This is a genomic window from Allobosea sp. 05T439, assembly GCF_056396005.1.
The window spans coordinates 134815-158775 of record NZ_JBFTKP010000014.1; the positions used below are offsets into that span (position 1 = coordinate 134815).

20 protein-coding genes and 1 pseudogene are annotated in these 23961 nt (G+C 64.0%); 10 read left to right on the forward strand and 11 right to left on the reverse strand.

Features of this window, described 5'->3' with window-relative positions; all coding sequences use genetic code 11:
* Positions 1-8: 8 nt before the first annotated feature.
* From AC1DIO_RS18110 to ehuB, 3 genes are all read right to left on the reverse strand, one after another.
* Positions 9-1265 (reverse strand): peptidase dimerization domain-containing protein, encoded by a 1257-nt coding sequence (locus AC1DIO_RS18110; protein WP_441491201.1) that lies wholly within the window; start codon positions 1263-1265, stop codon positions 9-11.
* A gap of 66 nt (positions 1266-1331) precedes the next feature.
* The gene (locus AC1DIO_RS18115) at positions 1332-2030 is read right to left on the reverse strand and encodes a GntR family transcriptional regulator (RefSeq protein ID WP_476853788.1); all 699 of its coding nucleotides are present in this window, start codon (positions 2028-2030) and stop codon (positions 1332-1334) included.
* Positions 2031-2123: 93 nt separating this feature from the next.
* Positions 2124-3014, reverse strand: a complete 891-nt coding sequence (gene ehuB, locus AC1DIO_RS18120; protein ID WP_476853789.1) for an ectoine/hydroxyectoine ABC transporter substrate-binding protein EhuB — start codon at positions 3012-3014, stop codon at positions 2124-2126.
* An 892-nt stretch (positions 3015-3906) separates the two neighbouring features.
* Between ehuB and AC1DIO_RS18125 the strand changes: the two genes are divergently transcribed.
* Positions 3907-4542, forward strand: coding sequence for a DUF1062 domain-containing protein (locus AC1DIO_RS18125; RefSeq protein ID WP_441506804.1), 636 nt, complete (start codon positions 3907-3909; stop codon positions 4540-4542).
* Positions 4543-4581: 39 nt separating this feature from the next.
* Here the strand turns inward: AC1DIO_RS18125 and AC1DIO_RS18130 are convergent, their stop codons facing one another.
* Together AC1DIO_RS18130 and AC1DIO_RS18135 are read right to left on the reverse strand one after the other, a co-directional pair.
* Positions 4582-6921: a xanthine dehydrogenase family protein molybdopterin-binding subunit gene (locus AC1DIO_RS18130; protein WP_476853790.1), complete on the reverse strand. Its 2340-nt coding sequence runs from the start codon at positions 6919-6921 to the stop codon at positions 4582-4584.
* 231 nt (positions 6922-7152) lie between these two features.
* Positions 7153-7389 (reverse strand): hypothetical protein, encoded by a 237-nt coding sequence (locus tag AC1DIO_RS18135; protein ID WP_476776149.1) that lies wholly within the window; start codon positions 7387-7389, stop codon positions 7153-7155.
* A gap of 722 nt (positions 7390-8111) precedes the next feature.
* On the opposite strand from AC1DIO_RS18135, the gene AC1DIO_RS18140 reads away from it, so the two are divergent.
* The gene (locus tag AC1DIO_RS18140) at positions 8112-8933 is read left to right on the forward strand and encodes a universal stress protein (RefSeq protein WP_476776148.1); all 822 of its coding nucleotides are present in this window, start codon (positions 8112-8114) and stop codon (positions 8931-8933) included.
* A gap of 350 nt (positions 8934-9283) precedes the next feature.
* On the forward strand, positions 9284-9919 hold the full coding sequence (locus AC1DIO_RS18145; RefSeq protein ID WP_476853791.1) for a hypothetical protein: 636 nt from the start codon (positions 9284-9286) through the stop codon (positions 9917-9919).
* Positions 9920-10231: 312 nt separating this feature from the next.
* On the opposite strand, the gene AC1DIO_RS18150 is transcribed toward AC1DIO_RS18145, so the two are convergent.
* On the reverse strand, positions 10232-10525 hold the full coding sequence (locus AC1DIO_RS18150; RefSeq protein WP_476776229.1) for an HdeA/HdeB family chaperone: 294 nt from the start codon (positions 10523-10525) through the stop codon (positions 10232-10234).
* Positions 10526-10971: 446 nt separating this feature from the next.
* Between AC1DIO_RS18150 and AC1DIO_RS18155 the strand changes: the two genes are divergently transcribed.
* Entirely contained in the window at positions 10972-12006 is a 1035-nt protein-coding gene (locus AC1DIO_RS18155) for an IS110 family RNA-guided transposase (protein ID WP_476853792.1), read from the forward strand.
* Between the two features lie 459 nt (positions 12007-12465).
* Positions 12466-13669 (forward strand): annotated as a pseudogene (locus AC1DIO_RS18160) (NAD-dependent formate dehydrogenase).
* 157 nt (positions 13670-13826) lie between these two features.
* Here the strand turns inward: AC1DIO_RS18160 and AC1DIO_RS18165 are convergent.
* The 4 genes from AC1DIO_RS18165 to AC1DIO_RS18180 form a co-directional block, all read right to left on the reverse strand.
* On the reverse strand, positions 13827-14543 hold the full coding sequence (locus AC1DIO_RS18165; RefSeq protein WP_441506769.1) for a glutathione S-transferase: 717 nt from the start codon (positions 14541-14543) through the stop codon (positions 13827-13829).
* An 86-nt stretch (positions 14544-14629) separates the two neighbouring features.
* Complete coding sequence (locus tag AC1DIO_RS18170; RefSeq protein ID WP_441491212.1) at positions 14630-15469, reverse strand: amino acid ABC transporter substrate-binding protein; 840 nt, start codon at positions 15467-15469, stop codon at positions 14630-14632.
* A 314-nt stretch (positions 15470-15783) separates the two neighbouring features.
* The gene (locus AC1DIO_RS18175; RefSeq protein WP_476853793.1) at positions 15784-16953 is read right to left on the reverse strand and encodes a YbfB/YjiJ family MFS transporter; all 1170 of its coding nucleotides are present in this window, start codon (positions 16951-16953) and stop codon (positions 15784-15786) included.
* Positions 16937-17854: a LysR family transcriptional regulator gene (locus AC1DIO_RS18180; protein WP_476826867.1), complete on the reverse strand. Its 918-nt coding sequence runs from the start codon at positions 17852-17854 to the stop codon at positions 16937-16939. The genes AC1DIO_RS18175 and AC1DIO_RS18180 overlap by 17 nt, the downstream gene beginning before the upstream one ends.
* A gap of 88 nt (positions 17855-17942) precedes the next feature.
* Here AC1DIO_RS18180 and AC1DIO_RS18185 point away from each other — a divergent pair, with 88 nt between their 5' ends.
* From AC1DIO_RS18185 to AC1DIO_RS18195, 3 genes are all read left to right on the forward strand, one after another.
* Positions 17943-19004, forward strand: coding sequence for an NAD(P)H-dependent flavin oxidoreductase (locus AC1DIO_RS18185; RefSeq protein ID WP_476853794.1), 1062 nt, complete (start codon positions 17943-17945; stop codon positions 19002-19004).
* A gap of 64 nt (positions 19005-19068) precedes the next feature.
* A complete protein-coding gene (locus AC1DIO_RS18190) occupies positions 19069-19545 on the forward strand; it encodes an NUDIX hydrolase (RefSeq protein ID WP_476853795.1) in 477 nt (158 codons plus the stop codon).
* Between the two features lie 311 nt (positions 19546-19856).
* Entirely contained in the window at positions 19857-20567 is a 711-nt protein-coding gene (locus AC1DIO_RS18195; RefSeq protein ID WP_476825608.1) for a formylglycine-generating enzyme family protein, read from the forward strand.
* 187 nt (positions 20568-20754) lie between these two features.
* Here AC1DIO_RS18195 and AC1DIO_RS18200 read toward each other — a convergent pair whose 3' ends face one another.
* The gene (locus AC1DIO_RS18200; protein ID WP_476853796.1) at positions 20755-21063 is read right to left on the reverse strand and encodes a cupin domain-containing protein; all 309 of its coding nucleotides are present in this window, start codon (positions 21061-21063) and stop codon (positions 20755-20757) included.
* Positions 21064-21437: 374 nt separating this feature from the next.
* Between AC1DIO_RS18200 and hisD the strand changes: the two genes are divergently transcribed.
* Positions 21438-22745, forward strand: a complete 1308-nt coding sequence (gene hisD / locus AC1DIO_RS18205; protein ID WP_476853797.1) for a histidinol dehydrogenase — start codon at positions 21438-21440, stop codon at positions 22743-22745.
* Between the two features lie 125 nt (positions 22746-22870).
* On the forward strand, positions 22871-23923 hold the full coding sequence (locus tag AC1DIO_RS18210; protein ID WP_441491220.1) for an ABC transporter substrate-binding protein: 1053 nt from the start codon (positions 22871-22873) through the stop codon (positions 23921-23923).
* Positions 23924-23961: the final 38 nt, after the last annotated feature.

Sequence of the window (23961 nt, forward strand, 5' to 3'; positions counted from 1 at the left end):
TATCGATGTCAGGCGTCGACAGCGCCGGATGTGGTCAAATCGTAGATCGTCAGCGCGATCACTTCGATCGCGGCCATCAGCTCGTCATCCGAGACCGTGGGATCGCCCGCCTCGATCACGACCTTGCCGTGGTCGACGGCGCCGGGGGTGTATGCGACGGCCGCGCTGCCCCAGCCCGCCGTGAAATAGTGAAGTCCAAGATAATGCGACCAGACGATCGAACGGGGCTCGCGTCCGGTGACGGCCTTCAGGTTGTCGCTCAGCGCCTTGTGCAAGGGATGCTCAGGTGGCGTGTACGAACTCGAAACAGTGTGGGGGAAGGAGACCTCCATTCGCATTCCGGTCTCGCGCGAAGCGTCAGCGACGAGTTCCCTCAGCACCGCCATCGCATCGTCCAGCTTCTCCTCGGGATTCATGCGCCGATCGACATAGAGTGCGCATTCGTCCGGGATGAACGTCACGTCCAGGTTGGCCGCGATGCGGCACATGACGATCGTCGGCGTGTTGGCATGCGCCGGAACGATCTCCAGGGGCGTCTTGATCGCCGTAAATTCCTGAGCGAGTTTCCGAACTCTGTCCTGTACCGCCATCATGCCTTCGATGGCATTCACGCCTTCCGTTGGCCGCGAACCATGCGTTGCCTTGCCGAAAGCGGTGATCTTCGCCCAGAAGTGGCCTTTATAGCCGGCCGTGACGATATCCGGGCCGCCCAGGCTGCTGGCCAGAACGACCGGGCTGCGACCCATGCCCTGCTGCACCAGATAGCCCGCGCCGGTCTCCCCGCCGATATAAGCGTCGGGCGTGGCAGAGAGGAAAGCCGATTTGTCGAGCTTCACACCGCTCTTGGCGATGGCCTTGAGCGCCAGAATTTGGGCGATCGAGCCGGCGCGTTCCTTTCGCGGTCCCCAGTAAAGATCGTAGTTGTTGTTCAGATGGATGCCGATCTCGTCGCTTCGACCCGGCAGCATCGCCGTGACAAGCACGCGCGGAGCAGCGCGGTACACCGGCAGATACTCGCGTGAAAGCGACAGATCGCTTCCCCAATGGTCATCGAGATAGCTTTGTGGAACGTCGATCTCTTCGGTGGGAGCAAAGGTGGCGAGCTGCTTCTTCAGATAGGCAACTGTTTCGGGGTAGCCGGTCCCCGTCGTCGCATCGGCCGGAATGGCCGTCATGTCTTTCAGCATCACGAGCGCTTCTGCGCGCAACGCTTTGGCCGCCTCGGCGACCTTAAGTCTATTCTGCTCAGACAAGCTGCTCTCCATGGCCGAGATTGCAAGCCTCCAACGGGCTTTGATCTTAGTAATATGTTACCGGTTACATACTGTAAGTCAACAGCGATCGACGCTCTGTTCCGCGGGAATGCTGGCTGTTCCGGCCCAGAGGCCGCGGGTATGCCGAAGGTGCCGCGCCATGAGCTCCCGGGCTGCCGGGACATCGCCAGCCTCGATGAGATCGATCAGCGCGCGGTGCTCCTTCGCCGAGGACAGCAGTTCGTGCGAGCCTCGCAAGCGCGTCAGGCCGTGGAGGCGTGTCTGATCTCTCAGGGTCGCAACCATCTCCACCAACCGGGAATTGCCCGTCTCTGAGAGCAAGAGCACGTGAAATTGCCGGTCAGCGGTGAGAAACGAGAGAAGGTMGCCCTCGGCTGCCGCTTTCTCGGTCTGCGACGCCAAGTCGACGAGGAGGGCACGTCCGGCGAGCCTGGATTTCTGCGTGAGGCTCACGATTGCCGGCACTTCGAGATAATGCCGACATTCGGCCAGTTCATCGAGGTCGTGGTCATCGATCTCGCGAACCGAAAAGCCTCGATTCCGGACCATGACGATCAGGCGCTCGCCGGCGAGATGGAGCAGGGCTTCCCGCACTGGAGTCGGCGACACCTTGAGCTGTTCGGCAATCTCTCCGATCGAATAGAGGCGGCCGGGCGCAAGCGCGCCAATCAGGATCTGGGTGCGAAGAATCTGGATCGCCTGCTGTCGAAGGCTGACCCCAGACAGGCCTTCGGCAGCGGCATAGGTGAGCGTCATCGAAATCAACCTCACGGGAAGACGAGCCCAGGTATCCCCGTGGCCTCAGGTTTGATGTGCGCCTGCCATTCCCGCGAAATGGCAGGCCCGACCCTATCGGTTCTGGCAGAGCAACTGCGCGGTCACGCTGACCGGGGCGATGTCATTCTCGCCAAGGCCGAATGGCGCCATGATCCTCAGCGCCTCTCCTGATTGCCGGGCCGCGCGCAGCCAGGCGTTCCATGCGCCCAGAAGCTCGGTATCGCCTTGCYGGAAGCCCATGCCTGCATAGGCGGTCACCGACTGGCCCTTTTCATCCACGGGTTGCTGGGAGAGTTCGGCAAACTCGACCTCCGGGCTGTTGATCTTCGACAGAATGTATTTCAGTGCAACGCTGGCACCGGCCGCCGCCTCGACGCGGCCTGCTTGCAGCCCTGCAACCGACTTGTCGAAGTCAGGGAACAGAATCTGCTGATCCCTGGTCACCCCAGCAATGTCAGCGAAACGGATTTGCCCGGCGCCGGTCAGCATTCCCAGCCGGGCGTTCCTGTTGTCAGCCACATCCTTGAAGCTCTTCAGCGCAAGTGGGTTGCCCTTCTTGACGACAAATCCTTGAAGCAACTGCATCTCCGGGTCACCGAAGGCGATCTGCTCGCAGCGCCGCGGCTGGATTTGCATCGCGACCGCGATCATGTCGAACCGCTGCGCCTGCAGGCCTCCGATCAGTGAGCCGAATTCGCCGACCACTCCTTCGACCTTTTCGACGCCGAGGCTCTTGAAGAACGCCTTCGCCAATTCGGGGGAGGAGCCAGTGATCTCACCCCCAGGCCCAACGAAAGACGTCGGAGCGAAATTTGAGAAGCCGACCCTGACCGATTTCTGGCTCTTGATCCGCTCAAGGGTGTTCTGGGCATAAGACGGGCTAATCAGGCCGGCGACGGCGATTCCGCTAAGGAACGCGAGGCCGAGTACACGGGAAAGCGGCCGCAAAAATCGGATCTGCATGTGCGAAATCTCCTGACGGCAGAAATCTTCAAGCTGTGCGAGGCGCCATGCCTTAACGGGATCTCCCGTCGCAGTGGCACTAAGGCGTAAGGCGTAACATATTACTGCTACGCCCAATTGATTGCAGGGTCAACGCAGTGCGCTTCGGTGGTCGCCGCCACCGGCCATGGCAGGGCTGTTTGCCGGGAGTTGGGGCGGTGAATATCACCCGCGCCATGACCGCAGCTCTCAGTGAGGTGCCAAACCTGCGGCGCACTGCCGGTCAGCATCGGGTGAAATCGGCCTTCTTCGGGCTATTGCCGTCCGTGGGCGGAACTGGAAGGCGCTCGAGGACAGGTCCGCCGCTTTAGCTGGGGCGCGGACTCTCGGCTCAATGACGGACGGGGGCGGCCTGCGCCGTGCCAGCTGGAGGGAAGGCGTGCCTCGGATTTCGCCATCCCGATCATCAAGCCGGACCCACCGGCCCTTGTGACAAGCCGATAGGCCGCGTATCGACGACCGAGCGAGGGCGATCTCGGCTCTCTGCACCACAAAGTTGCATGGAAGCCGCACCTGGCAGCTTTCGGATTCCCGGCGCGCCGGAGGACTCCATCTCGGACCGATGATTTGGTATCGCTGTGGGTGAAGAGCTTTGGCGCACCGAGGTCGACTTTGCCTAAGTAAACACCGGTCTCAATCCAGTTTCACCCGTACTGTCGGATAGCAACGCGCTGTCCGCGTATGATCGTGTTCATCGGGTGGCGGCAAGAGACCGGTTTGGCATTGTTATTTTGTGCCATGAGCAGCGCCGCTGTCTCAGCTCTTCAGCCGCCCGAAACATCGCCACACCGTGCCCGCAAGGGTCGTCTCATGCACCCTCTTGGTGGACTTCCGAACGGAAGACCAAGACGTTATGTGCAATGCATTTCGGGTTCGATGGACCATCATCCCCCAGACTGCTCCCCAGCCTTGGATTGCCTGCAGCGGATGCGGGGGCTTGAGAGCCTTCCAATCCAGCGGCAAGATCCGGCTCAACGCCAACGGTCGCAAGCTTGATGCGTGGCTGATCTACAAATGCCTGAGCTGCGATAAGACATGGAACCGACCGATCTTCGAGCGGCAGAATGTCCGCGACATCGATCCTGCCGTGCTGGAAGCGCTACACGCGAACGATCCGCAATGGATCCGGAGAGAGACCTTCAATCTCGAAGCATTGAGGCGCAAGGCGCAGCGCGTCGAAGAATTCCCCGAGTTTGATATCCAAAAGGAGGTCCTGCGCGACACCCTGAATTGGACGACATTGGAAATCGACCTGAAGGTTACGCTTCCGACCAGCACGCGCCTTGACCGGCTGCTGGCGTCCGAGCTGCGGGTCTCGCGTGCACGGCTCCAAACGCTTCACGAGGGCGGCGCGCTTCGGACGAGTCCGGACCGCACCGACATCCTGAAGCGGCGTATCAGAACGGGTACGCAGGTGACGATCGACCTCTCCACCGAGGCTGACCGGGAACACGCATGGAGACCCCTGGCGCAGGGCGGTCCGCTGTAACGACGTCACGTGGGCCTGAAATCTCAGGCCCACGTGACGTCATGGTTCATTCGCTACGGGCGTCCTGGCCTCCTGGATCGCGCGCCAGATCCGGGCCGGCGTCGCCGGCATGTCGATGTGGCTGACGCCGAGCGGGCGCAGCGCATCGAGGATCGCGTGGATCACCGTCTGCGGCGCCCCGATGCAGCCGGCCTGCCCGGCGCCCTTGACGCCGAGCGGGTTGGCCGTCGTCGGCAGCTCGACCAGCGAGAGCTCGAAACAGGGTAGGTCGGCTGCGCGCGGCAGCGCGTAGTCCATGAAGGTCGCGCTCAGCAGCTGGCCGCCTTCCGGATCGTAGCGGATGTCCTCCATCAGCGCCTGGCCGATGCCCTGCGCCAGGCCGCCATGGACCTGGGCCTCTGTCAGGAGCGGGTTGATCAGGGTGCCGTAGTCGTCGACGGCGACATAGCGCAGCAGCGTCACTGCGCCGGTCTCGGGATCGATCTCGACCTCGGCCGTCTGCGCGCCGTTCGGGAAGGTGAGGGGGGCGTCGCGATGGGCGCCATGGCCTGAGAGCGCCCGGCCGGTCGTCTCCCCGATATGGCGCGCGACCGTCGCGAGAGCGACGTTGCCGGCGCCGGGCGCACGGAACCAGCCGTCCTGGAAGAGCACGGCCTCGGTTGGGGCCTGGAGCAACTCTGCGGCGGCGGGTTTGGCGGCCCGGATCAAGGCACGCGCCGCCAGGAAGAGGGCGCCGCCCCCCATATGCAGCGAGCGGGCGCCGCCATGGCCGCCGCCGGTGGGGACGCGCGCCGTGTCGCCCTGCACGAGATGGAAATGCTCGGCCGGCAGGCCGAGCTGTTGCGACAGGACCTGCGCAAAGCTCGTCTCGTGCCCCTGGCCGTTCGACTGKGTGCCGACCGCCATCTCGACCCGGCCGTCGGCGCGGAAGCTGAGCCAGGCATCCTCATTCGGTCCGCCGCGCGCGGTTTCCAGGAAGCAGCCGATGCCGAAGCCCCGCAATTGTCCGCGCCGGCGCGAGACGGCGCGGCGGCGGCGGAAGCCGGCGCGGTMGGCCGCCGCCAGCACGCGCTCGAGATTCCCCGTGAAGGCACCGCAGTCGAGGACAGCGCCAAAGGGCTTTCGATAGGGGAAGCTGCGGATGAAATTGCGTTTGCGCAGCACGGCCGGATCGATCCGCAGCAGATGCGCCGCCTCATCGGCCAGGCGTTCGATCAGGTAGTTCGCCTCCGGCTTGCCGGCGCCGCGATAGGCGTCGACCGGCGCGGTGTTGGTGAAGACGCAGCGGACATCCATGCTCATCGCCGGAATGTCATAGAGCCCACCCATGGCGGGCGTCGGCGCGGTCGTCGAACTGCCGGGCCCGAGCGAGGAGACATAGGCGCCGAGATTGGCGATGGTTTCCACGGCCAGCGCCAGGAAACGGCCTCTGGCATCGAGGGCGAGGCGGCCCGTCGTCAGGTTGTCGCGGGCATGGGCGCCGCCGGCGAAATCCTCGATCCGCTCGGCAAGCCAGCGCACCGGCCGGCCCAGGCGCTGCGCCGCGATCAGCACAAGCGCATATTCGGGATAGGTGACATTCTTCATGCCGAAGCCGCCGCCGACATCGGGGCAGGCGACATCGATCCGCTCGGGCCCGACCTTGAGAACGAGGCCAAGCTCGCGGCGGATGTCGTGAACGGAGGCGCCGCTGAGCGAGAGCCTGTAGCGGCCGCTCTCCGCGTCGAAGCGCCCGAGCGCCGCCCGCGGCTCCAGGGCGGCAGCCGTGATCCGGTTGTTCACGAGCCGGCAKGTCACGACATGTGCGGCGCGGCGGAATGCGGCGGCGACCGCATCGTCATCGCCGAGGCGGTAGCGCAGGGCGAGATTGCCCGCGGCTTGCGGCCAGATCTCTGGAGCGGCGGGCCCGGCTGCTGCGGCGAGCTCCGTGACCGCAGGCAGGATCTCGTAGTCGACGGCAATCAGCTCGCAGGCCTGGCGCGCCGCGTCCGCGCTTTCGGCCACGACGAAGGCGACGGGGTCCCCGACATGGCGGACGCGCCCGCGCGCCAGGGGGAAACGCGGCGGCACGATCAGCGGCGGCTCGGCCTTCAGCGTGAGCGAGCAGGGCAGTGGGCCGAGATCCTCGATCTCCGCTGCGGTATAGATGGCTGTGACCCCAGGCAGGCTTTTCGCGGCTTGCGCATCGATTGCAAGGATGTCGGCATGGGCATGGGGTGAGCGCAGCACCACGGCGTGCAGGGCGCCGGGCACGTGCTCGTCGTCCTGGTACTGACCCCGACCCGTGAGGAAGCGCTCATCTTCGAAACGACGCAGCGATCGTGGATCTGTTGCCGCATGCGAAACCACATCGATCGTCGCCACGCCGGTATCATTCATAGGCCGGTATCATTCATGTCGTGTCGCCAACCCCCAGCCGTCCCGTCCTGCCGCAGGGCAGCGACCGGCGCGAAGGATGCGAGCATGGCATTCGGGGTCGGCTTTTGAAACAGGGCAGCGGCGGCCCACGAAGCGTCGGGTGCGTCGTCGCCCGGCCATGGAGCAGCCTGCTCTCGCGGCAATCGCCGCAGCGCTACGCAAAGGCCCGCGCTGCCGAAAGTGCGCAGGTGCCTAGGAACGCTGGTTGGCAGCCCGCTGCCGCGCCACTTCGCGGATGAACGGCATGAAGGCGGGCGGAATCTCGACCGGCGCCAGGGCCTCCTGGAGGATGTCGAACTCGGCGATGGCCTCGGTCAGCATCTCGAATTCATGGTCTTCGTCGGAGCCCATCGCGCTTTGGAGCAGCGCGGCCGCCCTCAGGACGGCAGCCTTGCGGTCTTCCAGGGAGCCAATCGTCACGTTCGGCATAGCCACCTCCCGTTCAAGATCCTCGCTTCCTAGGCTAGCGACGGAATGGGGGCTTGACGAGTCAAACGAATCAAAATTGGCGGACCTGCGACCGGAAGGCGACGGCGCGTTCGCGGTGCCGTGGCGCGGCGGTTCGGTGAACGCAGGGAGTTCCGTTGCCGCGCGGTCAAGGCGCCCGAGCCGGCGGCTCAGTCACGCTAGCGTGGTCCGCTTCCCAGATCCGAATAGCCTCCGTGAGCGCTATCGATTCGCGGTAGCTGCTGCCGTCCTGCACGGTGAGCGCTTTGAGGCGCCGCCTTGCGATCTTATAATCTTCAACAGTCTCGATCGTGAACATAGGCGGGTCCGACCTGCAGGATTCCGGCCCGTGCTTGATTGTCGTTTTCATTGCCGCCTCCGCGATTCAGAATGTCCGACAGTGGGGTATCCTCAACTGATGCTACTGCACGTGTGGCTGCTCGGCTTTGCGACAGAGCAATGTCACCGCAAGCCACTGCTTGACGCGTGACGTCTCGGATTGCTCGCCGTCGGGTCATGTTGAGCCTCTCTCCGCCAAGTCTGTTGCTGCCGGCCAAGTGCTGGCCGCGCAGGAACGCGATACAGGCAGGAGGTCTACGCATAGAGCTGACCGACGAGTAAAATCGTGCCGTTATTGCGGTAGGTCAACGCAAACCTGTCTTGGCCGTGGTGGGACAGCGACATCGATTGCAAGGAGCGTTGTCATGTCATCCTACGCGAGCCTGATGGTGAATCTGGATCTCGGCCCACATGCGGCCAGCCGGACTGCGCTTGCGGTCGGCTTGGCAGAGCGCTTCCATGCGCGCTTGATCGGCTCGGCATCGCGCTGCATCATTCCCGCTCTCCCCTTGGAGGCCGGTTTTTCCGCCCAGACGCTGATCGAGCAATGGCGCGAGATCGCTGCGGAAGAATTGCAGCAGATCGAGGCCAATTTCATCAAGGTCGCCAAGTCCGGCGAAAGCACCTCGTTGCGAACCGGTATGGACGAGTCGGCACCATTTCTTCTCGAGCAGGCCTCTGCGGCCGATCTCCTGATCGTCGGCCGACAGGGGAGCGGCGACCACCGGGACTGGCGCTTCGCCGTCGATCCCGGGGCGATCGTGTTGGAAGCCGGGCGCCCCGTCCTGCTCGTGCCGCCAACCTCTGACCGCCTTTCGGCGCAGCGTATCGTCATTGCCTGGAAGAACACGCGTGAAGCGCGCCGCGCGGTCTGCGATGCGTTGCCCTTCCTGAAGACTGCCGAAGGCGTGTTCGTCGTCACCGCCGGAGAAGGCGCCGAGAGTTCGAGCGCGCAAGACCTGCGGGACTATTTGCGTCATCACGGCATCACCGCCGATCTTGTCCAGGACAGCGCGATACGGGAAGCCCGCATCGCCGACGAACTGATACACCGGGCCCGGCAGGAAGGCGCGGACCTCTTGGTGTCCGGTGCCTATGGTCACAGCCGAACGCGCGAGTGGATATTCGGCGGCGTCACGCGTGATCTCCTCGATCATGCGTCGATCTGCTGTTTGATGAGCCATTGATCGTGGCGACGTCGKGGTGGCGCTGCGTCGATCAGAACCAATCATGAGGGCGCGGTTCGGAGCTTCGCTGATGGCGAGGCACGTCATCCCGGCCCTTGGCCATCAAGTGCGGGGGACGCCCGGATATTGTCAGCATGCCCTTAGGTAAAGTCGCAGACGCAGGCGTCGCTGATCTGGGCGCGCTGCGGACTTGGCGTCGCAGCACAGGAAGGCAGCCCGGCGCGGCGAGGCCCCTCTGGGACTCATCGAAACAAACATGTTATCGTTCCGTTAAGGAATTCACCGAATTGCCTCGCGGAGAAGCCCAGCCGCGTCTGCAATCCAGTGGTGGGCTTTGCGCAGGTGAAGTCATGAATACGCTCCTTGCCCTCCCTGTTGTCGCTCTGATTGGCGTCGGCAGTCTCGTCTTCACCGCGCGTGATGCCGAAGCCCAACACCGTGGTATCGGCGCCGGTGGATACCGAGGCACTGCCATTGGCGGTGGCTATCGCGTTGGATATCGTGGCGCGTACCGTGCCGGATATCGTGGAGCTTACCGTGGGGCGGCATACCGTGGCGGTTACTACGGCAACCGTTACTACGGTGGTCGGGCGCTCGCAGCGGGCGTCGGTCTCGCAGCAGGTGCTGCCTATTACGGCAGCGGCTACAGTTCGGGCTATGGCTACGGTTCAGGCTATGGCTACGCAGCTCCCGCAGCATACGGCTATAATGCCTATGGCGGCTATGGCGACGCTTCCTATGTCACCACATATTCCGGCAGTGCATATTGCGATCCGGGAATCGCGAGCGGCTATCCGCAGACCGTCTATTACAACACACCGGCCTCAACTTACTACGGCGGTAGCKGCTATTATGGCGGCGGATACTACGGGAGAAGCTACTATGGCGGCGGCTATTATGGCCGGCCTGTCGTTCGTGCGGGCATCCGCCGCGCCGCATACTACAATAACCGACCAGTTGTTGGGTACTACGGTAGGCGCTGGTAAATCTCCAACACCTGTAGGGCATCAGCGCACGCGTCGCGGTCCTGGTTGCTTCTGGGGCGAACTGCGCGCAGCGACGATCGCGTCAAGCCGAGCCCTGTCCGAAGCCGTAATGTCGATGCTGATACCAGTACGCATCCCGCAATGTCGCATGCCGCAGCGGCGCGGGGAAACCCAAACAGGACTCTTCCGTCCCGATCAATCCACTAGATTGAGATCTTTGGTGGTGAGGGTTTCAGAGTTTCAGTCCTCGGACCATCGTAGAAGAGTGGTCCCGGAATGGGGCCACTCAGCTGGCCATCATTTAATATGCTGCTACGACTTGGCGACCGCCTCTATCGCGCTCGTCAGCGTGGCAGCGGGATTCGCTTTGCAATAGTCAGCGATCTTCTGGGCATTGGCATGCGCCTTGTCACCGTCCACCATGGCATTGCCGGCTTTGCCATGGACATAGCCGTTCACCCACATGGCGACCCCAATAGTCTGCGCGGCAGGCATAGCGCCAACCTCCTTGCAAGTGAGCTTCGACATGTCCACTTCCGCCGCCATTACTTGGCCTGCCAAAACGATAGTTGAAGCGGCGAGTGCGATCGGAAAACAGAGTTTCATGGTCACGACCTCCTTCTAGAAGTCCCCCGCCTTGCAAGAAGCGCTAGTGCCCTGTTGGAAATATGACAGTCGCGCCAAATTTACCGGGACAGCTTTGTGGCCCCAGCGACGATCGCTTCAAGCCGAGCCCTGTCCGAAGCCGTAATGTCGATGCTGATACCGGTATGCATCCCGCAATGTCGCATGCTGCAGCGGCGCGGGGAATTCCAACCAGGACTCTTCCGTCCCGACCAATCCACCAGGCTTTTTGAGCCTTGGAGGATGCCCATTATGCCGAAGAAGAGAGACAGGCCATTTCTTCAGTCCTCCGTCGGCTCAAAAGCCATACCTCCGGGAGGACCACTTAGCGTAATCGCGGGTGGCGCCTCTCGCCGAGCGCAGGGCGGTTCACCAGACTGGGCATCCAGCAACCGTCGGCCCGAGCCGACGAGGAAGGGAGAACCATCATGGTATGCTTTGCTGCTTTGGACGTCTCGCAGGCGATGACGGCGATCTGCGTCGTCGATGACAACGGGCGCATTCTAGCCGAGAGAAAAGTGCCGACATGCCCTGACGCCATTGCTGACTGCCTGGCAATCAGTGCTCCGAACCTCACGAGGGTTGGGCTCGAGACTGGCCCATTGGCCGTCTGGCTCTGGAACGAGCTGACAAGCCGACGCCTGCCTATCATCTGCATCGATGCACGGCACGCGAATGCGGCTCTGAAGATGCGGCCGGTTAAGACCGATCGTAATGATGCTGCAGGTCTTGCCCAGATCATGCGCACAGGCTGGTTCAAAGAGGTCCGCATCAAAAGCCGCGACAGCTACCAGGTTCGCTCCATCCTTGTCGCCCGGGAGATGCTGGTGCGCACCCGGGTTAAGATCGAKAACGAGATCCGAGKGTTGCTGCKCACTTTCGGGGTTCTGTTCGGCAAGCGCGTCGGCAGCTTCACCGGCCGCGTCGACGAGATCATCGACGGCGAGTTGGATGCGGCTCCCGAGATGCGTGTGTTTGCCGAGGTACTGATAAAGGCGCGTGCTGTGATCCTCGACCAGATCAAGGTGCTGGATCGACGCCTCATGGCCATTGCCAAAGCAACGCCGACGGCTCGGTTGTTCATGACGGCTCCTGGCGTCGGCGTCATCACTGCTCTGTCCATCGCGTCCTCATTCGACGACGCCGCGCGCTTCAAAAGATCATCGAGCGCGGGCGCCTACCTCGGACTGACACCGCGCCGATACGAGTCCGGCGAGACTAGTCGGAACGGCCGCATCTCGAAGCAAGGAAACAGGATGACGAGGAAGCACCTCTACGAGGCAGCCACGACACTCTTGACGCGAAACCTGCGCTTCTCGACGCTGAAGGCGTGGGGGCTGAAGCTCGCGAAGGTCTCGGGCTTCAAGAAGGCGCGGATCGCCGTTGCCCGGAAGATCGCCGTCATCCTCCACGCGATGTGGAAGACTAATACCCCCTTCCGCTGGAGCTCCGCAGCAACATGATCGCACACGCGTTGCTCGGCTGACTGTACGGATGCGTCCCCGCCGGGACGTATGGCGCGGATCAGGCCGTCCCTGAAAATGCAGTGCCTTCGACGGCAATTGCGAGGGCCACTTCGGTCGATCCAACCATTCTGACGCCAACATGCGGCGATCCATAGAGATCGACCACGGAGAGAACCATGAACCCGGCGTGTACGCGGCCCACGCGGCCCACAATCAGTCGACTTGACCAGCGCGATTAGAGAACTTTTCAGGGAGGCAGGCCACTGTCCTCCGGTCTTGAAACCATGTCCGGCTTCTCCATCTTATTTGGACTAGCGCGCAACTTTCCGATCGAGGAAGCACCAGGATCAGCTGGCCTCCGACACTTCAGAGCGGGCCGCCGATGATCATCGTCTTGGCGGGCAGCAGTGACAATCAAGCGTCTTCCTCTTCGTGCCTGACGAAGGAAGATATAAAATGGCAAAGGTTGTTTGCGTCCTCTATGACGATCCAGCCGACGGTTACCCGGCAGGATATGCGCGGGACGGTCTGCCGGAACTCGACCGCTACCCCGGCGGCCAGACACTTCACGCCGAAGGCKATCGACTTTGAACCGGGGGTTCTGCTCGGCAGTGTGTCGGGCGAACTCGGCCTGAGGAAATTTCTCGAAAGCGCCGGGCACAGCCTGGTTGTGACCTCGGACAAAGACGGTCCCGGCAGCGTTTTCGAACGCGAGCTCCCCGACGCCGAAATCGTGATCTCGCAGCCCTTCTGGCCGGCCTATCTGACCGAAGAGCGCATTGCCAAGGCGAGCAAACTGAAGCTTGCGATCACGGCCGGCATTGGATCAGACCATGTCGACCTTCAAGCCGCGATGGATCGTGGTGTAACGGTTGCCGAGGTGACCTACTGCAACTCGATCAGCGTCTCTGAACATGTGGTCATGATGATCCTGGCGCTCGTGCGAAACTACATCCCCTCCTATCAGTGGGTGCTCCGTGGGGGCTGGAACATCGCCGATTGCGTCGCGCGCTCTTACGATGTCGAGGGGATGCAGATCGGAACCGTCGGTGCCGGCCGGATCGGCAGCGCCGTGCTGCGCCGGTTGAAGCCGTTCGACGTGAAGCTGCACTACACCGACCGCCACCGTCTTCCGCTGGCGGTCGAGCAGGAACTTGGCGTTACCTTCCACGCGGACGCGGCATCCATGGTTGGCTTTTGCGATGTCGTCACGATCAATGCACCTCTGCATCCGGAGACAGAGAATCTCTTCGACGAGGCGATGATCGCCAGGATGAAACGCGGCGCCTATCTGGTGAACACGGCGCGCGGCAAGATCTGCAATCGTGACGCTGTGGCCCGCGCTCTGGAGGGCGGGCAGCTCGGCGGCTATGCTGGCGATGTCTGGTTCCCGCAGCCGGCCCCCCAGGACCATCCTTGGCGATCAATGTCGCATCACGGCATGACGCCGCATATCTCGGGATCTACGCTCTCCGCCCAAGCCCGCTACGCCGCAGGCACGCGCGAAATCCTGGAATGCTGGTTCGAAGGCCGGCCGATCCGGGAGGAATATCTGATCGTCGATGGCGGCAAGCTCGCGGGCGCTGGCGCGCATTCTTATAGCGCCGGCGACGCCACCCATGGTTCGGAAGAGGCGGCGCGCTTCAAGACCAGGACGTGATCCAATCGGAATCTGTTCCGCAAGCGGCAAACCTGAGACGGACAGCCGCTGGCTTCCGAGGTCAATGCGGGCTCCCTGAGGCGCCGTTGCCTTGGCCATTCCGAGAGCTTGCGCGCCTTCGCCGTTGTTCCGGAGAGGGGAGACGGCTCCGCCATCTTCAGCGATGCGCGGTTTCGCCAGCGACCTTGCGCAGAGCCATTCCGATCTGACCGCCGCAATAGGTTTCGTCGCCATAGTCCCTGCGGGCCTTCTCGGCCAATGCGGCCAAGGGGGGCAGGGCGGAGACGCGGCGCGCGAGCCCGCTCGTGAGCGGCGCGGTCTCCTCGAGGATCGATGCGAGGACCGGGAAGCGATCGGCCATCGTCGTCCACAAGGTTGCGGTCACGACATCGGCGATGCCCGGCGCCTTGCCGCCGAGGAGAAAACCAGCCTCTGCCGTCAGCCCGTGCCGACGCCCGGTCTCTTCCCAGAACGACATCCACTTCTCGAGGCGCGGCACGAATTCGCGCCAGCGCTCTTGCGTCCACATCGACTGGCCGCCTTGCAGCGTGATTTCGTCGATGACGTCATTGGCGTCGTTGACGATCTTCATGGTCAACGCCCGCAAGGGCGGCGTGGCCGGCATGAGGCCGAGCGTCTCGCCGAGATAGAGAATGATGGCGGGCATCTGCGCGATGGCGAAGCCGTCCGCGTTGTCGATCAGCAGCGGCGGCCCCATGAACGGGACCGGCACGAGCTCGACCGGCTCGTCCATGAGCTTTGCGATCTCGCCGTCGCCGGCTTCGCGCCAGGTCTTGCCGGCCCATGCCAGCACCGCCCGCACGAACTGACCGCGAAACGGGACCGACCAGTAATAGAGCGTGTAGTCCTGCATGGAGCTGGCCTCCTTCGCGATCGGTCTCCGCCGGCGAATACTTTTGTCGGAGCCTCGAGACCTGTCAGGTCAGGCACCCAATCCCCTCATTTCGGCACGCCATTGATGACGAAGAGGGCACGGATGAACTGATCCGGCGGGAAGCTTCCAAAACTGCGGGCATAGATCTGCTTCACGCGATCGGTGCGATAGAGCTCCGCCAGCGTGGCATCGACAAGCAGGCGCAGCTTTTCATCGCCGCGCGGCAGAGCCAGCGCATAGGTCTCGAAGGTGAAATACTGGTCGGAGAGCTTCATGCCGGAGCGGTTCTCGCTGTTGAGCAGGTGATAGCTCAGGATCCCGCGATCGGCGAAATAGGCGTCGATCTTTCCCGCCGCCAGGCTGCGGACCCCGTCGGGATGAGCCAGCATCGGAACGATCTCGGCTTCGATCCCGAGTTGCGTCAAAGTCGTCTTCAGAACCTCCTCGGTCGTCGTGCCCCGGAGCACGCCGATCTTCTTGCCGCGCAGGTCCTCGAGCCGCGTCAGTTCATTGGTCCGATGCAGGACGCCGGCGCCATCGATGAAGGTCGGGAGCGAGAAATCGACCATGGCGCGGCGCGACATGGTCATCGATGTCGGATCGCAGAGAATATCGATCTTGCCGTCGCGCAACGCTTCCAGGCGAGCCGTGGACGAGACCTCGACATAGTCGATCTTGAGCGCAGGCAAACCCTGCGCCTTCTTCACGCCGGCGGCGACTTCGCGGCAGAGATCGACGATATAGCCGGAGGGTTCGCCGCTGGTCGTCCGATAGGAATACGGGGGCGCATCGACCCGGAAGCCAAGCCGCAATGTCCCGGTCTCGCGGGCCCGCGCCAGGGTATCCGCCGCCAGGCTTGCCGCCGATGTCGCCACGCAGAGAAATGCGATCAATAAAGCTTGCATAGTCGCGTTCCGCCCTTTGGTCATGGCGCACACTAAGCCGGTCGGATGGATCGAAGAACGTCGTTTCTGGCGGCCGGGGCTTGCGATGCGTGCGTATCGCTTCTCGTATTCTTGCCGTGTCTTCTTGCCGATGAGTGCTCCATCGAGGATGCGCCGCGCCTCATGACAATCCAGCAGAACGACCTCGCCGACATCACCATGTTATGCAGCTTGTCACGCAGCGGCAAGAATGCCTGTTCTCGATCCTTCGGGGATCGCAGGAGCCGGGTCGGGACCGTGACGCGATCCGAGAGATGATCGCCCCGGCGGCGCAGTCAGACTGGATGCGATTGCGCCCTATTGCCGGGGAGATCCACGCACAGAACGGCGCCGGCAACCAGCGATGCGGCGGCGATGCTCAGGGAGATGTCGAACGCCTGCGTACGGGCATAGATCGCATTGGCCATGAGCGGGCCGATGATCTGCCCGATGCCGAAGGAGGCGGTCATCAGCGCCAGCATGTTGAAACGGACCGCCGCCGCCACCTTGCGCGCAGCCGGCATGGCGATCGTCGCCGTGCCCATGAAGGTGCCGCCGACGAGCAATGCGCTCAGCACGTAGGCTGCGGGCGTGTGCAGCACAGGCAGCGCGACGCCGATCGCTTGAACCACCAGATTGCTAGCCAGGCTCCGACGTGTGCCGAAGCGCTCGTGCATGGCATGCCAGAAGAAGCAGGATGGCACGGCGCCAAGTCCGAAGACCGCCCAGATATGCACGGGATCGGTGGCCGTGAGCACCTGTCCGACCAGAAGGGGGAGATAGGTMGCGGTGACGATGTAGCCGAACCCGGCCAGCCCATAGATCACGATCAGCCGCAGGGGAGCGAGCAACTGCGCGCCATCGGCTTGCCCATGCGCCGACAGCGGCTGGGGCGCCACCGCCGGTGCCCGGTCGCTGCGCCGCTGCAGGATCAGGGCAGCAGCCGCGAGAGCCGCTGCCGCTATGGCAAGGGTGAGCCAGATCGCCCGGCTCGACAATGCGTTGAGATGCGCAAGGGCGATCAACTCCGCCGACACCACGATGCCGATGCCGACGCCGGCGAAGAGGGCGGGCGCTCCCTGATGGTGCTTGCGATCGTGAATCAGCCAATGCGAGGCGGCCACCATGGCAAACGCGCTTGAGATGCCGGCAAGGCCGCGCACGGTGACGATCGCCCATTCCGGCAATGGCAGGGCGAGCGCGCCGAGCAGGGCGACGGTTGAAACGACGGCGAGAGCGCAAAGCCTCCGGCTCGGGATGCCGGTCAGGACCGCGCTCAGCAATGCGCCGGCCAGATATCCGGCATAATTGGCTGCGGCTGCATAGGAGCCTGCCTGTACGGAGATGGCGTGATCGGAAATCATCAGCGGATAGAGGCCGGTGAAGGCGAACCGGCCAAAGCCCATGCCGATGACGAGCACGAGCGCGGCCGCGATCGTGGCCTCTCGTTCATGGGCTCCCGGCATCGGCCCGAACCTCGATGGCCCCAACCTCGATGTCGGAGAAACCGGCAAGCAGGTCGCGGAATGCGGTGAAGGCGGGCGTCGAAAATCCCGGCCGGCAGGCAAGATAGGTATCGACCCGCATCAACGCCTTCTCCTCGACGGCGCCTGTATGGCGCAGGAGATCGAGCACGGAGCGGGGCATGATGCTGAAGCAGGAGCCTGCGGCCGTGCAGGCGAACATGGCGTGATAGGAGCGGACCTCATGGATGGAGAAACGCCCCTTCACCGTGCCGAAGCCGGTCAGCCATTCCTCGGCGAGCATGCGGTAGGTGCAGCCCGGCGCAAAGGCGGCGAGCGCCTTGGGCTTGAGGTCTGCTACGTGCCGTACCTCGGGATGCCCCGGCGGAAGCACGAGCACGAGGTCCTCGCGGAAGACCGGCACCGTGTCGAGATCCTGCGGGCCTAGCCACCACTCGCCCGATGGGACAGCGATCAGTGCGGCATCGATGCGATGGGCGAGGAGAGAGTCGATCAGCTGCCGGGTCGGCGCCGTCGACACATCGATCGTGACCTCGGGCCAGCGTTGGTTGAAGCGGGCCAGCGGCACGGGCAGCCGGCTTGCGACGGTGCATTCCATCGAGCCGATGCGCAGCACGCCGGCCGGCCCCGCCGGATTGACGACCTGAATGGCTTCATCGGCCAGATTCAGGATCCGGTCGGCGTAGTCGAGATAGGTCCGGCCTGCTGCGGTCAGTGTCATGCCCTTCCGCTCGCGCAGGAACAGCGGCACGCCGACCGCCTCCTCGATCTGCTGGATGCGGGTCGTGACATTCGAAGGCACACGCCCAAGCAGCTCCGCGGCGCGGGTGATGCTCTGCTCCCTGGCGACGGTCCGGAAGACCGCAAGCGCGGCGAAATCCATTTCAATTCTCCATTGAGAAATCAATTTGAATCTGTATTCTCTTTTTGAGAATTCAAGTCAACGATGTTGCGGAGCGCAGGAGGCCGGGATGTTGAGCAAGCTGGGCGTTGAGGTGCCGATCGTGCAGGCGCCGATGGCGGGTGTTTCGACCCCCGCCCTTGCCGCCGCCGTGTCCAATGCGGGCGGGCTCGGCTCGATCGGTGTCGGCGCGACGGATGCCGCAGGCGCCCGTGCGATGATCGCGGATCTGAAGGCGCGGACCGGGCGCGCGTTCAACGTCAATGTCTTCGTGCACGGCCCGGCTAAGCCGGATCCGGAGCGCGAGGCGGCGTGGCTGCACTGGCTGTCGCCGCTCTTTTCGGAGTTTGGCGCCGTGCCTCCGGCGGCGCTGCGCACGATCTACAAGAGCTTTGCCGATGATGCCGACATGCTTTCGATGCTCGTCGAGGCGAGGCCGCCAGTCGTCAGTTTCCATTTCGGCCTGCCGTCGCCGCAAGCCATTCAGCGCTTGAAGGGGGCGGGCACCACACTCTTCGCCACGGCGACCAATCTCGAAGAGGCAAGGCAGATCGAGGCCGCCGGAATCGATGCGATCGTGGCACAGGGCATCGAGGCCGGCGGGCATCGCGGCGTGTTCGATCCGGCGGCTTCGGATGACGCCCTGGGAACCGTCGCCCTGACACGGCTTCTCGTGGCGGACAGCACGCTGCCGGTCATCGCAGCCGGCGGCATCATGGATGGGGCCGGCATTGCTGCCGCACTCGACCTCGGTGCTGTCGCCGCTCAGCTCGGCACGGCGTTCATCGCCTGTCCGGAATCGTCTGCTGATGATGCCTATCGTGCGGCGCTCGCGGGCCGCGGCGCCTATCACACCCGGCTGACAGCGCTGATCTCGGGCCGGCCGGCGCGCTGCCTCGCCAATCGCTTCACGGACCTCCATCAAAGCGTGGCTGACCGGCAGCCGCCGGATTACCCGATCGCCTATGACGCAGGAAAGGCCCTCCATGCCGCCGCAAAGGCCAAGGGCGAGCACGGCTTCGGCCGGGCAGGGCGCTCCGCTCGCCCGCGCCATGCCGGCGGCCGAACTCGTCGCCACATTGCTGCGCGAGCTGAAGGCCGCCTCCGAAGCGGGGCGATGACAGGCCGCTGACATCTGCTGTCGCTCGGCATTCTCAGAGTGCCGCGACCGTCCACCCCGTCAGGTAGCCTTGGCCATGTCCGCTCGCGATCGTCACACCCTCTCAGCCTCCGTCTTCGTCGCCCTATGCAGGGGCGACGAGGTCCTCTTGCTGCGGAGGACGGCGACAGGGTGGATGGACGGTGCCTTCAGTCTTCCCGCTGGAGGGCTTGAGGCCGGCGAGACGATCGCMCAAGCGGCGATCCGGGAAGCCCTGGAAGAAGTCGGCGTGCGCATCGCGCCTGCTGATCTCGTCTACGTCCATACATTTCACAGTCTGACGGAGGGCCGGGACTGGGTCGGTCACGTCTTCACCGCAGCACGATGGGACGGCACGCCCAGGCTGATGGAAACCGGAAAGCACGCCGATCTCGGCTGGTGGCCGTTCGGATCATTGCCGCCCGAGACCATTCCCTATGTCCGGCAAGCCCTTTTGAACGTCAGCCAGGCCGTCTCCTATTCCGAGTATGGCTGGGGCGGCGCCCGGCAGGACAATGCCTTGCTGGAGGGATAGCCGAGCTCACTGCCCACCTGGCCAACAGCGAAGCGCGGCCCGCCTATCGGCATGCCTTTGAGGCTCAACGGGTCGTGAACACCGCCCAGCAACCGACCGGCTGATCGGGCTCCGGCTCGCATTCGTCATCTGCGTGGAAGGGGCGGCCGACACTCGCCGATTTCATGGGCTTGGCAGGAGGGTTAGGGCATCTGCTGGAAAAGCGGATTGCGGCTATGGGGAAAGCCGATGCGGACACAGGCTCGAGGTGGTTTGCGGAAGATCGGATCATCAAGCAGATTGCCGCGTACTGCAATTGCTGACGAGAGATCGTGGACGAGTTTCAGGAAACGCTAAGCCTTCGGATGCTCACGATCCCGGCCGGCATCGTGGCGCTGAGGGACGACCGCATCCAGCGGCGCTGGGATGTCGCGCTGGAATCCTACAGGATTGGAGCCGCCCCGGTGACGCAGGCACTCTACGCCGAGGTCACGGGGAGTTGGCCTTCGTCCCATGTGGACGCCAGATGCCCTGTCGAAAGCGTCTCCTGGCTCGACGCGGTTGCGTTCTGCAATCAACTGTCCGGAAAACGGGGCCTCACTGCGGCTTATGTCATCCACGACGACGCGCAAGGAGCGGATCTCCTCGCCGATGCCGACGGATATCGCCTTCCCACCGAGGCAGAGTGGGAACACGCCTGCCGTGCGGGAACGCGCGGGCCTCGCTATGGCGACCTCGGCGATATCGCCTGGTTCGCCGATAACTCGGGCGAGCGGCCCCAGCCCGTTGGCGGCAAGCAATCCAATGCCTGGGGTCTTTACGATATGCTCGGCAACGTATGGGAGTGGTGCTCCGACCAGTACGACCCGCAGGTCTACGGCGCCTACCGCATATTCCGTGGCGGCGGTTGGGCAGACGGCGAAAGAGGTTGCCTGGCAACCAATCGCCGTCGAAGCCACCCCACCTTCCGGATAGACGATCTGGGCTTTCGCCTCTGCGCAAACGCCGGAGTGTCGGGAACAGGCGGACGGATGGGCAGCTAAAGCATCGGCCCGAAAAGTGGATTGCGGTTTTCGGGGCAAAGCCGATGCAAAGACAAAGGGTTGGATCATCGGACTGGATACGATGTCCGGTCCGATGATCCAGGGGGTGAGAACGGAAGCAGGCCCACCCAATGAAGAGCGCCTGCCTTGGGACCATGCCCGGCTATCGAGCCGCAGCGTCCAGGGATCAATAGGTTGGGGGCGTGATGGCGCTGATGATCTCGCTCGGTTCCGCCGAGGCATTCCGGAACCGGTGCGGCTCCCGGCTGTCGAAATAATAACCATCGCCTGGCTGCAGGACCGATGACCGGCCCGCGACGGTGACCTCGACCGCGCCGCGGATGACGAGGCCGCCTTCCTGGGCCGAATGGGAGAAGGCCTCGCCCGTGTCGGCGCMGGGGGCGTAGGTCTCGTGCAGCATCAGCATCGAGCGGTTGGGAAAGCCCGTTCCGATGACGCGGTAGGAGATCGCGTCGGCCCGGCCGATTTCCGTCATTTCAGCCGCCCGGCAGAAAGGATTTGGCGGCGAGGCCGCATGAAAATCCAGAAAGAAGCCCGACATGGTCGTGCCGAGCGCGTCGAGCACGGCATGCAGCGTGTCGAGCGAAGGGCTGATCAGGTCCCGCTCGATCAGCGAAATCGACGAGTGTCAAATCCCTGAACGCAAGGCGACGGCGCGGACGCTGAGCTGACGGCGGAGCCGTAGCTCCCTCAAACGGTCGCCGATCTTCATGGAAGGCCTCCTTCAGCTGAGCGCCGCATCTGAGCCCAGCTGGTGAATATCTTCAACGCCCCTGCTGGCCTCCTTGCCTTGTCGCCGCACCGCGCAGAAGCTTGGCCAGCTCGATCCCGCTCACCGGAATGTCCTGCATGTCCAAGCCCGACCCCGCCCTGGAAGCCCAGATCACGCGCATCAAGGCGCCCCAGCGCAGCGCCTGGAGCGACAACACTCCTGTCGAGACCACGGTGAAGGCGGTTCTGGAGGCGGTGCGGCGGGATGGCGACGCGGCCCTGCGGCACTATTCCCGCGAGTTCGACAAGCTCGAGATCGACGCCTTCGAAGTCTCGCCCTCGGAGCGTGCCGCCGCGCTGGACGGATTGGAGACGCAGACCCGGGCCGACACCGAGTTCGCGATCGAGCGCGTGCGGGCCTTTGCCGAGGCCCAGCGCCAGACCCTGCTGCCCCTCGAGATCGAGCCGCTGCCCGGCCTGCATCTCGGCCACCGCATCATCCCGATCGCCCGCGTCGGCGCCTATGTCCCGGGCGGGCGCTATCCGCTGCTCTCGGCGCCGATCATGACCATCGTGCCGGCCAAGGTCGCGGGCTGTGACGAGGTCATCGCCTGCCTGCCGCCCGGCGCCCATCCCGCGATGATCGCCGGATGCCATCTCTCCGGCGCCGACCGGATCTTTCGCATCGGCGGCGCGCAGGCGATTGCCGCGATGGCCTTCGGCACGGAGAGCATTCCGGCCGTCGACAAGATCGTCGGCCCGGGCAATGCCTATGTGAACGAGGCCAAGCGCCAGGTTTTTGGGCTGGTCGGCATCGACCAGCTCGCCGGGCCGAGCGAGATCTTCGTCGTTGCCGACGAGACCGGCGATGCCGTGACGATCGCGGTCGACCTCTTGGCGCAAGCCGAGCATGACGTGCGCACCCGCGTCGGCCTGATCACCACGGACCGCACCCTGGCGGACAAGGTGCTCGTCGAGATCGAGCGCCAGCTCGGCGACCTTTCGACCGCGCCGGTCGCCGCCGCAGCCTGGCGCGACTATGGCGAGATCGCCGTCTGCGCCGACGAGACCGCCATGCTGGCCTATTCCGACCACATCGCTGCGGAGCATCTGGAGGTGCATACCCGCGACGCGCATGCCACGGCGGCAAAGCTGCGCAATTTCGGCTCGATCTTCATCGGGGTCGCAGCCAGCGTGGTCTATTCCGACAAGTGCTGCGGCACGAACCACACGCTGCCGACCATGGCGGCCGGGCGCTACACCGGCGGGCTCTGGGTCGGCTCCTATCTCAAGACCTGCACGCATCAATGGCTCGACGAGCGCGGCGTCGCGGCAGTCGCCCCGCCGGCCATGCGCCAGAGCGCCAGCGAGGGCCTGGAAGGCCACCGGCGGGCGGCGGCGCTGCGGCTCGCGCCGGCGCAGCTGCTCCGTGAGATCGGAGCCTGATCGACGCGAAGTTTTTCCGGAAACCCCTCTATCGCACCGCGATAAAGGGGGCTCCAATAGGGGCAACGACGATCCCAACCGCGAGGGGCGGGGGGATCGCTGCAGCAGAAGCAGGGAGAAGATCCATGACGTTTCTGAAGTCCATACTCGGCAGCACTGCGCTCGCGGCGGGGCTTGTCATCGCCGGCCTCGGCGCGGCGTCGGCCCGCGATCTCACCGTCGTATCCTGGGGCGGCAACTACCAGGACGCGCAGCGCAAGATCTACTTCAAGCCCTTCGCAGAAAAGACCGGCAAGCCGGTCCTCGACGAATCCTGGGACGGCGGCGTCGGCGTCGTCCAGGCCAAGGTGAAGGCCGGTACGCCGAACTGGGACGCCGTGCAGGTCGAGGCCGATGAACTTGCCATCGGTTGCGCCGACGGCCTTTACGAGAAGCTCGACTGGAGCAAGCTCGGCGGCAAAGACAAGTTCCTGCCGAGTGCGGTGAGCGATTGCGGCGTCGGGGCCATCGTCTGGTCGACGCTGCTCTCCTACGATTCCGAGAAGCTGAAGACGGCGCCGACCTCCTGGAAGGATTTCTGGGACACCAAGACCTTTCCGGGCAAGCGCGCCCTGCGCCGGGGCCCGAAATATGCGCTCGAATTCGCGCTGATGGCCGATGGCGTCGCGCCGAAGGACGTCTACAAAACGCTGCGCGAGAAGGGCGGCGTCGACCGCGCCTTCAAGAAGCTCGACGAGATCAAGTCCGACATCGTCTGGTGGGAATCGGGCGCGCAGCCGCTGCAGCTGCTGAAATCCGGCCAGGTCGTGATGACCTCGGCCTATAACGGCCGCATCAGCGGCATCAACAAGACCGAGGGCACCAAGTTCAAGACCGTCTGGCCGGGCTCGATCTACGCCGTCGACAGCTGGGTGATCCTGAAGGGCAGCCCGAACAAGGACCAGGCGATGGACTTCATCGCCTTCGCCAGCCTGCCGGAGAACCAGTCCAAGCTGCCGCAGGACATCGCCTATGGCCTGCCCAACAAGGCTGCCGCGGCTGCCGTCTCGGCCGATCTCGCCGTGGACCTGCCGACCGCGCCGCAAAATCTCGAGAATGCGATCGCGATCGATGTCGACTACTGGAACGACAATATCGAGGACCTGACCAAGCGCTTCAACGCCTGGGTCGGCAAGTAGGGCCGGCAAATCGGGTGGTAAGGGAGGGCGGCCACCAG